The organism is Croceibacterium mercuriale (assembly GCF_000802385.1).
GTDB lineage: Bacteria > Pseudomonadota > Alphaproteobacteria > Sphingomonadales > Sphingomonadaceae > Croceibacterium > Croceibacterium mercuriale.
This window is the reverse complement of record NZ_JTDN01000001.1, coordinates 301,359-311,845: the sequence shown is the minus strand read 5'-3', so window position 1 is coordinate 311,845 and position 10,487 is coordinate 301,359. Positions and strand designations below refer to the sequence as shown.

At 69.8% G+C, this 10,487-nt stretch carries 12 protein-coding genes; 1 reads left to right on the top strand and 11 read right to left on the bottom strand.

All coding sequences use genetic code 11. From position 1 onward, the window contains the following. Window positions 1–31: 31 nt before the first annotated feature. From PK98_RS01495 to PK98_RS01450, 10 genes are all read right to left on the bottom strand, one after another. Window positions 32–1,507, bottom strand: coding sequence for a UDP-N-acetylmuramoyl-tripeptide--D-alanyl-D-alanine ligase (locus tag PK98_RS01495; protein ID WP_039093754.1), 1,476 nt, complete (start codon window positions 1,505–1,507; stop codon window positions 32–34). Beyond that, the gene (locus tag PK98_RS01490) at window positions 1,504–2,985 is read right to left on the bottom strand and encodes a UDP-N-acetylmuramoyl-L-alanyl-D-glutamate--2,6-diaminopimelate ligase (RefSeq protein ID WP_039093752.1); all 1,482 of its coding nucleotides are present in this window, start codon (window positions 2,983–2,985) and stop codon (window positions 1,504–1,506) included. The genes PK98_RS01495 and PK98_RS01490 overlap by 4 nt, the downstream gene beginning before the upstream one ends. After that, the gene (locus tag PK98_RS01485) at window positions 2,982–4,823 is read right to left on the bottom strand and encodes a peptidoglycan D,D-transpeptidase FtsI family protein (protein WP_081995987.1); all 1,842 of its coding nucleotides are present in this window, start codon (window positions 4,821–4,823) and stop codon (window positions 2,982–2,984) included. The genes PK98_RS01490 and PK98_RS01485 overlap by 4 nt, the downstream gene beginning before the upstream one ends. Continuing rightward, window positions 4,820–5,323 (bottom strand): hypothetical protein, encoded by a 504-nt coding sequence (locus PK98_RS01480; RefSeq protein ID WP_039093749.1) that lies wholly within the window; start codon window positions 5,321–5,323, stop codon window positions 4,820–4,822. Before PK98_RS01480 ends, PK98_RS01485 begins: the two co-directional genes overlap by 4 nt. Beyond that, window positions 5,320–6,291: a 16S rRNA (cytosine(1402)-N(4))-methyltransferase RsmH gene (gene rsmH, locus PK98_RS01475; protein ID WP_039093747.1), complete on the bottom strand. Its 972-nt coding sequence runs from the start codon at window positions 6,289–6,291 to the stop codon at window positions 5,320–5,322. The genes PK98_RS01480 and rsmH overlap by 4 nt, the downstream gene beginning before the upstream one ends. Continuing rightward, on the bottom strand, window positions 6,288–6,899 hold the full coding sequence (locus PK98_RS01470) for a division/cell wall cluster transcriptional repressor MraZ (RefSeq protein ID WP_235425359.1): 612 nt from the start codon (window positions 6,897–6,899) through the stop codon (window positions 6,288–6,290). Before PK98_RS01470 ends, rsmH begins: the two co-directional genes overlap by 4 nt. Window positions 6,900–6,965: 66 nt before the next feature. Further along, window positions 6,966–7,805 (bottom strand): motility-associated ABC transporter substrate-binding family protein, encoded by an 840-nt coding sequence (locus tag PK98_RS15860; protein ID WP_152608504.1) that lies wholly within the window; start codon window positions 7,803–7,805, stop codon window positions 6,966–6,968. Continuing rightward, window positions 7,783–8,112 (bottom strand): hypothetical protein, encoded by a 330-nt coding sequence (locus PK98_RS01460; RefSeq protein ID WP_152608503.1) that lies wholly within the window; start codon window positions 8,110–8,112, stop codon window positions 7,783–7,785. Before PK98_RS01460 ends, PK98_RS15860 begins: the two co-directional genes overlap by 23 nt. Then, complete coding sequence (locus PK98_RS01455; protein WP_039093742.1) at window positions 8,109–9,116, bottom strand: cysteine synthase A; 1,008 nt, start codon at window positions 9,114–9,116, stop codon at window positions 8,109–8,111. The genes PK98_RS01460 and PK98_RS01455 overlap by 4 nt, the downstream gene beginning before the upstream one ends. 63 nt (window positions 9,117–9,179) lie before the next feature. Next, a complete protein-coding gene (locus PK98_RS01450; protein WP_039093740.1) occupies window positions 9,180–9,497 on the bottom strand; it encodes a 2Fe-2S iron-sulfur cluster-binding protein in 318 nt (105 codons plus the stop codon). Window positions 9,498–9,568: 71 nt separating this feature from the next. On the opposite strand from PK98_RS01450, the gene PK98_RS01445 reads away from it, so the two are divergent. Then, on the top strand, window positions 9,569–10,186 hold the full coding sequence (locus PK98_RS01445) for a DNA-3-methyladenine glycosylase family protein (protein ID WP_039096088.1): 618 nt from the start codon (window positions 9,569–9,571) through the stop codon (window positions 10,184–10,186). Here PK98_RS01445 and PK98_RS01440 read toward each other — a convergent pair. Then, the gene (locus PK98_RS01440) at window positions 10,183–10,479 is read right to left on the bottom strand and encodes a hypothetical protein (RefSeq protein WP_081996126.1); all 297 of its coding nucleotides are present in this window, start codon (window positions 10,477–10,479) and stop codon (window positions 10,183–10,185) included. The genes PK98_RS01445 and PK98_RS01440 overlap by 4 nt on opposite strands. Window positions 10,480–10,487 lie beyond the last annotated feature (8 nt).

Genomic DNA, 10,487 nt, shown 5'->3' with positions numbered 1-10,487 from the left:
CGGTCCGGCCCCATAAGGGAGCCCGACCGTGTCAATCAGCGGTTTTCTGGGCGAAATGGGCAATCACCTGCCCCAGCCCGATGGAATTGGAGCCCTTCACCAGCACGACGTCGCCGGCGGTCAGGCCCCAGTCCTCCAGCGCCGCGATGGCCTCGCCCGATCCTGTGCAATGGACAAAACCGGCCGGCTTGCCAAGCGCGCGCCGAACCGCTTTCCCCAACTCACCCGCCAAAGCCGTCATCTCCGGCCCGACCAGCACCGCATGGTCGACCCCGGCCGCGGCCAGCGGATCGGCCAGCTGCGCATGGAAGGACGGTGCGAACTCGCCCAGCTCCTTCATCGATCCCAGCACGGCGATCCGCCGCGTCGCCGGCGTCTGCCCCAGTTGCGCCAGGGTAGCGCGCATGGAGGCCGGGTTGGCGTTGTAGCTTTCGTCGATGAACAATGCATGGCCGCCCGGCACCGGCACGCGCAACCGCGCGCCGCGGCCCTTCAGCCCGCCCATCTCCGCCAGCGCCAGCCCCGCCGCACCCAGATCGGCCCCGGCGGCATGCACCGCGGCCATCACGCACAGCGAATTGGCGACCCAGTGCTCGCCCGGATGCGCCACATTGTAGCACAGGTGCCGGTCGCCCAGCCGCGCCGTGACCAGCGATCCGCCATTGGCCGCCGGGATCGCATCCACCAGCTGCATGTCGGCATGGGCTGCGCTGCCGAAGGACAGGATGCGCGCACTGGCCGCCAGCGCGGCATCGCGCAGCTGTTCGAAATGCGGGCTGTCGGCCGGGATCACCGCAGTGCCGCCCGGCGCGAGCCCGGCGAAGATCTCCGCCTTGGCGTCGGCGATCGCCGCCATGCTGCCCAGGTTCTCGATATGCGCGGGCGCGACGGTGGTGATCACCGCGACATGGGGGCGGACCTGCGCGGTCAGCCCGGCGATCTCGCCCGCATGGTTCATGCCCATCTCGAACACGCCGTAGCGGCTGGCGGCGGGCATCCGCGCCAGGCTGAGCGGCACGCCGACATGGTTGTTGTAGGACCGGATGGAGCGATGCGCGTGACCGGCGGCGTGGCGCTGCAGCGTGGCGAAGATCGCCTCCTTCACGCCGGTCTTGCCGACCGATCCGGTGACGCCGACGATCCGCGCCTTCGGCACCCGCCCGCGGGCCGTTGCCGCCAGCGCCTGCAACGCGGCAAAGGTGTCGGCGACCAGCACATGCGGGTAGGGAACGGGGCGGTCCACCAGGGCGGCGGCAGCGCCATTGGCAAACGCCTTGGCCAGAAAGGCGTGACCATCGGTGGTCTCGCCCGCCAGTGCCACGAACAGGTCACCGCTGCGCACATCGCGCGAGTCGATCTCCACGCCGGAAACCTGGAACGCACCGCTGGCCTGCCCGCCGGTCGCAACGGCGATCGCCTGCGCGGTCCACAGCGATAGCGGCACGGGTGGCCGGGGGGCGGCGGGCCAGCGCAGGGACCCGCGGGAGGTCTGGGCGACAGCGTTCATGCGTTGCACTCCGTCAGGCTGGCGGCACAATCGCGCACCACGGTCACATCGTCGAATGGCAGCACGCGGGCGTCGGCACCGCGGCCGATGATCTGCCCCTGTTCGTGCCCCTTGCCCGCCACCAGCACCAGATCGCCCGCACGCGCCTCCGCCAGTGCGGCGCGGATCGCGTCGCGCCGGTCGCCGATCTCGCGCGCGCCGGGTGCTCCCGCCAGTACGGCGCGGCGGATCGCGGCCGGGTCTTCCCCGCGCGGATTGTCGTCGGTCACGATCACCAGATCGGCGCCGGCAGCGGCAACCGCGCCCATGTCCGGCCGCTTGCCAGCATCGCGATCCCCGCCGGCACCGAACACGATGATCAGCCGCCCGCTCGTATGCGGCCGCAATGCCGCGATGGCAGAACCGAGCGCGTCCGGCGTGTGCGCATAATCGACATAGGCCGGGACTCCGTTAGCCAGGATCGCGGCGCGTTCCAGCCGGCCGCGTACCGGCTGCAAGCGGGCAAGTGCGTCCAGCGTGGCCGGCACCGCGCCGCCGGTCGCCAGTACCAGCGCCGCCGCCACCAGCGCGTTTGCCGCCTGATAGGCGCCGATCAGCGGCAGGGTGACGAAATGGCGCGCGCCGTCGATCTCCAGCTGCAGCCGCTGGCCCAACAGGCCGGGTTCGCGGCCGACCAGCCGCAGGAACTCTCCGCCTTCGCCCACCGTCAGCACCCGCAGGCCCCGGCCCCGTGCCACTTCCGCTGCCCGGGTGGACCAGGGATCGTCCGCCCACACCACCGCGGCACCGCCATCCGCCACGACCTCGCCGAACAGGCGCATCTTGGCGGCGAAGTAATCCTCCATGTCGGCATGGTAGTCGAGATGGTCGCGGCTGAGATTGGTGAAGGCTGCGGCGGCTACGGCCACGCCTTCGCTGCGGAACTGCGACAGGCCATGGCTCGACGCCTCGAACGCGACATGCGTCACGCCTTCGCGTGCCAGGCCGGTCAGGTTCGCCAGGAAGGTGACGATGTCGGGCGTCGTCAGACCGGTGGTCACGCTTTCGTCCGGCGTGGTCACACCCAGCGTGCCGATGGAGGCGGCCCGCTCGCCGGCGATGCGCCACAGCTGCCGGATCATCTCCACCGTCGATGTCTTGCCGTTCGTGCCGGTCACCGCGACCAGCGTGGACGGGATCGGCTGGTAGAAGCCGGCCGCCATCTCCGCGAACGCCCGCCGTGGCTCCGCCGCGGCCACCAGGACTGCGCCGTCGGCGGACACGCCGGGCCGGGCGACAATGGCGATCGCCCCTGCGGCGACGGCAGGGGCGATATAATCCTCGCCATTGACCGTCTGCCCGGCGAACGCGCCGAACACGCAGCCGGGCGTCACCTTGCGATGGTCGATGGCGAAACCCGTGACCGTGCGCCCTGCCAGCTCGCCCGCATCGCCGGGCAGCGCCAGGCCGGCGGCAGCGGCAAGGCTGTCCAGCCTCACTCCTTGCCGCCGTGGATCAGCGGGTTGAGGTCGGACAGGTCCACCTCGCGATTGTCGTCCGGCATCACGCCCAGCATCGGCCCGATGCGCGGAACCAGCCGGCCCACGATCGGCGCCGCATTCCACGCGGCGGTCCGCTGGAAGGAACTGGCTGCGGTGCCCTTGGGCTCGTCCAGCATGGCGATCACCACATAGCGGGGATTGTCCATCGGGAAGGCGGCGGCGAAGGTCGCCACCAGCGTGGTGCGGCGGTACCCACCGGCACCAGGCTTCTCCGCGCTGCCCGTCTTGCCGCCGATGCGGAAGCCCGGCGCGTCGCCCTTGCGGCCGGTGCCGCGGGTGGAGATCAGCCGCAACATCTGGTTCATGCGGGCGCTGGTCGCCTCCTGGAACACGCGCCGGCCCTTGGGCGCCTGCCCCGGTGCCAGCTTCATCAGCGTCGCCGGGCGCCAGATCCCGCCATTGACCATGGTGGCGTAGGCAGCTGCCAGATGCAGCGGGGTCACCGCCACGCCGTGGCCATAGGCGACGGTCATCGCCCTCAGCCGCGGCCACTCGCCCGACGGCCAGATGGGGAAGCCGCGTGCAGGCAGTTCGATCTGCGGGCGTGCGTTGAAGCCCAGCCGGGCCATCGCGTCCTTCATCCGTGCCGGCCCCAGCTCGTCCGCGATCTGCGCGGTGACGATGTTGGACGAATGCATCAGCGCCTCCGGCGCATTCAGCGAGGCGCCGATGAAGTGGCTGTCGCGGATGCGGAAGCGGCCCATCTGCAGCGGGCGGGCCGCCTGCCAGCGGCGCGAGATGTCGGTGATGACGCCGGCATCGATCGCCGCCGCCACGGTCAGCGGCTTGAAGGTGGAGCCCAGCTCGTACACCTGGTTGGTGACCTTGTTGAAGACCATGGCCTGCGCCGCCTGATCCATGTGGTTCGGGTCGAAGGCCGGCAGGCTGGCCATGGCCATCACCTCGCCCGTGTCGACGTCCAGCACGATGCCGGCGCCGCCGACCGCGTCCACCAGCCGCATGCCGCGGCTCAGCTCGTCCTCCAGCGCGCCCTGCACGCGAGCATCGATCGACAGGGCGACCGGCTGGTCGCGCAGGGCCGGATCGGACAGGCGCGCCTGCAGCGCGTCCTCCATCCCGACATGCCCTTCGCCATCCTTCACATAGCCGAGCACATGCGCCGCCAGCGTGCCTTGCGGATAATGACGGTCCGCCTCGCGCGGCAGTTCCAGCGCCAGTTCGCCGATGTCGAGCACGCGGTTGGCATCTTCGGGCAGCACGCGCCGGCGCAGATATTGCGGCTTGCCGCTGAGCAGCGCGCGGGTCAGCGCCGTCTCGTTCATGTCGGGGAAGATCGCCACCAGCGCGCGCGCGACCGCCGGTGCGCTCTTCACCAGTGGCGGGCCGCTATCTTCCAGCGCCTGCGGGTTGAACCACAGCGCATAGGCGGGGAAGGCGCGGGCCAGCACCACGCCGTTGCGGTCGGTCAGTTCCGCCCGGGGCGGCAGCAGCGCCTGCGCCATGGACTGTTCGGTGGTCGCGGGCTGCACCACGCCCAGCCAGGCGAGCCGCATGACCGCGACGACCGCGATCGCCAGGAAGGCGAGGCCCAGCCACAGAATACGCGCCTTGGCGGTGAACAGCAGGTTGCGGCGGCGATCGATCAGCGCGATGCGCGTTTCGCCGGCGCCCCGCGAGGCGGGTGCCGGCAGCGGGAACGGGATGGGGGCGCTGGGAACAGGCTGGCGCGCCGCGGCGCCGGCCACCTGGGCAGCCTGCCCGGCGGATACGAAGCGTGGCGCGACGAAGCGGGAAGCCGCCGCGACTGCTGTCATTCAACCCCGCCCCCGGCCAGTGCCGCCAGATGGATGCGCGCACTCTGCGCCGCCAGCTGCTGCCCGGCGCCATCGTCGGCGGATGCCAGCACGATCGTCTGCGCGGGCTGGTTTGCTGCCGCCGGCTGGACCATTGCGGCAAGGCGTGGATTGCCACCTTCCGCCACGGCGCTGGCCAGGCGGATGGGTGACGGCGTGCCGATCGCGGGCGGCAGGCTGAACGCCGCCAGCTGCCGCTCGCTGTTCAGGAACTGCGGCGCGGCCGGCGCGGTGTAGCCGAAGTCCACCCGGTTCCAGGCGGCGAGCTGGAGCTGGCTTGCGCGGGTCTCGAACTCGGTCGCCAGCAGCAGCTTGCGCTGTTCCAGCGCCACGATGCGCCGTTCCGCCCGGACGATCTCGCTCGTCACCGCCTGCACCTGCAGGTGCAGGGCCAGGTACAGCCCGCAGGCGATCGCCAGCAGGACGATCCAGCCCAGACGGATGCGGATGTGGGGCGTCATGCGGCCTCCCTGGCGGGTGCGGTTGTGCGGGTTGCGGCGCGCAGGGTGGCGGACCGGGAGCGCGGGTTGCGGGCAAGCTCGGCCTCGCCCGCGCGGATCGCACGGGTGACGCCGGTAAAGGTCGGCTGTGCGCCATCGGGCGCATCGGGCAGGTGGCGGCTGGCGCGGGCCGTGGCGCCGGCCGCATCGCGCAGGAAGTGCTTGACCATGCGGTCTTCCAGGCTGTGGAAGCTGACCACGGCCAGCCGCCCGCCTTCACCCAGCAGCGTCTCTGCACCGGCGAGGCCGGCCTCCAGCTCGTCCAGCTCGCCATTCACATGGATGCGGATCGCCTGGAAGCTGCGCGTGGCGGGATCCTTGGGCGCCGGCCCCTTGTTGCTGTGCGGGCGATAGCCCAGCGCGCGGCGGATCACCTCCGCCAGCTGACCGGTGGTGGCAAGCGGCCGTGCGGCGACGATCGCGCGCGCCACGCGGCGGCTCTGCCGTTCCTCGCCATACTGGTACAGTACGTCCGCGATCGCCTCTTCCCCCGCCTCGTTCAGGAAGTCGGCCGCATTGGGGCGGCTACGGCTCATGGTCATGTCCAGCGGGCCGTCATGGCTGAAGGCGAACCCGCGCTCCGGCTGATCCAGCTGCATGGACGACACCCCGATATCCATCACCACCCCGTCCACCCGACCGATTCCCGCCTGCTCGAGCGCGGTAACCATCTCGGAGAAACGACGCGGATGGAGAACCAGGCGTGGCGGATTTTCGGAGCATTCGGGCCACTTATCCCCGGCCGCGATGGCATCGGGGTCCCGATCGAAGGCGTGAACTGTCGCACCGGCATCCAGCAGCGCACGGGTGTAGCCGCCCGCGCCGAAGGTCGCGTCGACCATCAGGTCGCCCGGCCCGGGCGCCAGAACCTCGATCACCTCGGTCAGCAGGACAGGAATGTGGGGGGCGACCGCCTCGGGAACGCTCACTTGCGCTTCCCCTTCGCTTCGGTTTCGAGCTGCCGGCAATTGGCCTGCGCGGTCTCGAACCCCTTGGGCATGGCATGGAGTTCTTCGGGGCTCCACAGCGTGAAGTAGCTGCCGGCGCCATTGAAGTAGACCGCCTCGCCCAGCCGGCCGAGTTCGGCCAGATGATCGGGCAGGACAAAGCGGCCGCTGGCATCGAAGGGCAGCTTCGTGAAGCCCCACAATTGCTGCGCACGCATGTCGTAGTCAAATTCTTGGTTGGTACGGGCGGCGCGATCTTCCTCGCGCTGCAGCTGCTCCTCGAAGGATGCCGTGCGCGACAGGCCGAAACCCATCAGGCAGTTCCAGCGTTCATGTTTGGTGAGGCAGAGGATGCGTTCGTCGCCGGCATCGGCGAAGGCCTTGCGGAAGTCCGGCGGCAGGACGAGCCGGCCCTTCTCGCCCCGAAGCGAAAAGCCTTGCCCGCTATACCCGGCCGGCACCCCAACCACGATCCTGCCCCCCAAGTTAAACCCGTCGCCACACACCTTCTCCGCCCGGCACGCACGCTGTTGCGCGGCCGGCCACCCCGCCCTGCGAGATGCACGATGAATGTGTGCCCGATAGGCCAAGCGTATATAGCGGGCTGAGGCGGGAAGGAAGGGGAAATTGCGGGAAGTTAGGGGCAGTACGTCCCACTACGGATTGTTATGCACAGCCTTGTCCACAGGTTGTAAATCGGGTGGGTCAGCCAAGTCATTGTTCTGCTTGATACTGCCGGTGGGAGCGAGCGCCCTTTGCACCAATGCCAACAGCGCCTCCTCGGCTCCGGCAGGCGGGTGGTAGAGGTCCAGCACAGCCGCATCGGCGAGGATGACCACATGCCCTTCCCCGACCACGCAATCCGCAAGGATTTCAGCGCCTTGTAGCACACAGCCTGTGCTTTCAGGCAGTGTCGCAAAGGTGCCTGAAACCTGGTGTGGCAGCAGTATTCCCGCAATTTCCCGCACCTGCCGAACGGGCGCCTGATCGGCGTCAAAGCGCAGGTCGAGGCCCCAGTGGCGCAGCAATGGCGACAACAGCACCACATCCTGCGGGCGCCGCCGATCACCCAGCGGGTAACGTGATTCGGCACTGAGCAGCGGGTCGGCGAACAGCAGCACGCGCCCGCCGGCCCGCACCCACTGGTCCAGCGCAACATTCTCCGCCGGATTCAGCACGCGGGGCTGCGCGATCAGCAGGGCATGATGGCCGGCAAGATCCTCCGCCAGCAGGGTGGCAAGCGGATGCAGCGCAAGGTGCTGTTCCAGCAAGGCCCGCGCCCAGTGCGCGGTGGCGGTGCCGGCCAGCACATCCTCCATGCCGTCACCCTCCCCCCAATAGATCGGGATGGTGCCGAACAGTGCCAGCTGCGGCTGGTCTGGCGTGGCGGGTGCGGCCACATCCGGGCGGGAGACGTCCTGAGCAGCGAGCGCGGGGGCGCCGGTCAGCAGCAGCAATGCGGCGAGCAGCGCCTCAGGGCGCCGGCGACGGCGCACCGGCACCTCCGGACGGGGCAGCCGCGGCGCTGTCGGTCGACATGTCCGGCACCACGCCGGCATCGGCCAGCGGATCGCTGGCCGGCGCCCGGGGCGGCGTCACCGCCACAGTCGGTGCCGCCTCCGGCACCACCAGCGCCTGGTTCTGCTGGGCATTGCGCATGATGATGCTGGCAAGCCCGACCAGCAGGATCATCGCCGCCAGCCCGATCAGGCCGACCTGCACGCGTTGCGTCGCCTGCCGCTTGCCGGTGAAGGGCAGCACCGGCCCGCGACTCGCGCTCCTGTCCGGTTTGCCGTCCGTCATGCCAGCCATCCGAACGGCGGCAGGCCTTTGCCGACCAGCCATTCACGATTGTAGAGCGTCGACAGATAGCGGAAGCCGGTATCGCACAGGATGGTCACCACGCGTGCTTCGGGCCCGCGCTCCGCTGCCAGCTGCCGGCCCAGGGCCACGGCACCCGCGACATTGATGCCGCTCGACAGGCCCAGGCACATGCCTTCCTCGCGCAGCAGCCGGGCGACCCAATCCAGGCCTTCCTCGTCGGCGATGCGGAACTGCCGGTCGACCGGCGCTCCTTCCAGGTTGGCGGTGATGCGGCCCTGCCCGATCCCCTCGGCCACAGAACTGCCCTCGGACCGCAGTTCGCCATGTTCATAGAAATCGTAGAGCGCGGCACCGTGCGGATCGCTCAGCGCGATGACGATGCGCTCGTCCTGCTCCTTCAGGCCGAGGCCGACACCGGCCAGTGTCCCACCGGTACCGACCGCGCAGGTAAACCCGTCGAGCCGCCCGTCCATCTGCCGCCAGATCTCTGGCGCGGTGCTTTCGATATGGGCGCGGCGATTGGCGACATTGTCGAACTGGTTGGCCCAGATCGCCCCGGGCGTGTCTTCCGCCAGGCGGCGACTGGTATGCACGAAATGGCCGGGATTGTTGTACGGCGCCGCCGGCACCGTCACCAGCTCCGCCCCGAGGGCGCGCAGCGTGTCCATCTTCTCCCGGCTCTGCGTTTCCGGCATGACGATGATCGTACGGTAACCCAGCGCATTGGCGACCAGCGCCAGGCCGATGCCGGTGTTGCCGGCCGTGCCTTCCACGATGGTGCCGCCCGGCTGCAGGACGCCGCGTGCCTCCGCATCGCGCACGATCCACAGCGCTGCCCGATCCTTGACCGAGGCGCCGGGGTTGGCCCATTCGCATTTGCCCCAGATCTCGCATCCTGCAGCCTCGCTTGGGCCACGCAGTCTGACGAGCGGGGTGTTGCCGATGAGGTCGAGCGTGTCCGGACGCGCCGCAGGTGCCATCATGCCCTAGCAGGTAAGGCCCGCACGGCACGGGCGCAAGCCAAGCACTGTTTGACGGCCCGGCAGCTAGTCTATCTCGGCGATCCGCACGCGCAGGCCGTCCATCTCCTCGGTCAGCGGGATCTGGCACGACAGGCGCGATGTGGCATCCCGGGTGTCGCTGGAGTCGAGCAGGTCGTCCTCGTCGCGTGACATCGGGGGCAGCAGCGGCAGGAAGTCGGGCTCGATATGGACATGGCAGGTCGCGCAGGAGCAGCAGCCCCCGCACAATGCCAGCAATTCGTCGAAGCCGTTGTCGCGGATGGCTTCCATCAGCGTCAGCCCGTCGCCGACAGCAATGGTACGCTCATCCCCGGACGCGCTGGTGACGATCAGTGTGGGCATGACAACTCCGACTAGGTGCGCTTCCTGCGGGCTGCTACGGGCTCCACCGGGCAATGGCAAGCGAGGCCGGCATGGCGTTGAGCGCGGAACAGATCAGGACCGGCCTCACGGCCGTTGCGGCGCTGGAGCCGGGCATCGCGCGCGCGCTGGAGCGGGCCGGCATGCCGGAGCCGCGGATCAGCCAGCCGGGTTACCGCACCTTGCTGCGCACCATCGTGGGCCAGCAGGTCAGCGTCGCTTCCGCCGCCAGCGTGTGGGCCAAGCTGGAGGCGCTGCTCGGCCCCGAGATCCCGCCCGAGGCGCTGCTGGCCGCGGAGTTCGATGCGCTGCGCGGCTGCGGCCTGTCGCGGCAGAAGCAGGGCTATGCCCGGTCGCTCTGCACGCTGGTGAACGAGGGACAGCTGGACCTGACCGCCCTGCCCGCCGACGACGAGGAAGCGATCGCAGCGCTGACGCAGATCAAGGGCATCGGGCGATGGTCGGCCGAGATCTACCTGCTGTTCGCGGAAGGGCGGCCGGACATCTGGCCGGCCGGGGACCTGGCGGTGCAGGCGGGCATCGGCAAGCTGCTGGACCTGCCTGCCCGGCCTGACGAGAAGGCCACCCGCCTGCTGGCGGAAGGCTGGCAACCCCATCGTGGTGCCGTGGCGATCCTCACCTGGCACTGCTACAACAACCCGGCGCTCTAGCCGCCCCTGCGGGAGACGAGGAACGCCAGCAGGCAGGTGCCCAGCAGCGGCGCCAGCCAGTCGATGAACTGGTCCTTCGTCTGCCAGACCTTCGGATCGAACGGCCCCCACCATGGCATGTTGGCGCGTCGCCCCTGCCCGAACTGCTCGATCCAGCGGTACTCCGCCTGCGCCATCTCGCGCCCGATGAAATAGGCGGAGGCAAGTGCCGCGCCCGCCCACCAGTTGCGGGTCAGCAGGCCCACCGCCGTCTGGATGGCCAGCGCGGCGAGCAGATGTTCCAGATAGTTCACGCGGATCC

Excerpts from the sequence above, each read along its gene's own strand:
- PK98_RS01495 (WP_039093754.1), bottom strand. The coding sequence starts at position 1,507 with ATGAACGCTGTCGCCCAGACCTCCCGCGGGTCCCTGCGCTGGCCCGCC.
- PK98_RS01485 (WP_081995987.1), bottom strand. The coding sequence starts at position 4,823 with ATGACAGCAGTCGCGGCGGCTTCCCGCTTCGTCGCGCCACGCTTCGTA.
- PK98_RS01480 (WP_039093749.1), bottom strand. The coding sequence starts at position 5,323 with ATGACGCCCCACATCCGCATCCGTCTGGGCTGGATCGTCCTGCTGGCG.
- PK98_RS01460 (WP_152608503.1), bottom strand. The coding sequence starts at position 8,112 with ATGACGGACGGCAAACCGGACAGGAGCGCGAGTCGCGGGCCGGTGCTG.
- PK98_RS01455 (WP_039093742.1), bottom strand. The coding sequence starts at position 9,116 with ATGATGGCACCTGCGGCGCGTCCGGACACGCTCGACCTCATCGGCAAC.
- PK98_RS01450 (WP_039093740.1), bottom strand. The coding sequence starts at position 9,497 with ATGCCCACACTGATCGTCACCAGCGCGTCCGGGGATGAGCGTACCATT.
- PK98_RS01445 (WP_039096088.1), top strand. The coding sequence starts at position 9,569 with ATGGCGTTGAGCGCGGAACAGATCAGGACCGGCCTCACGGCCGTTGCG.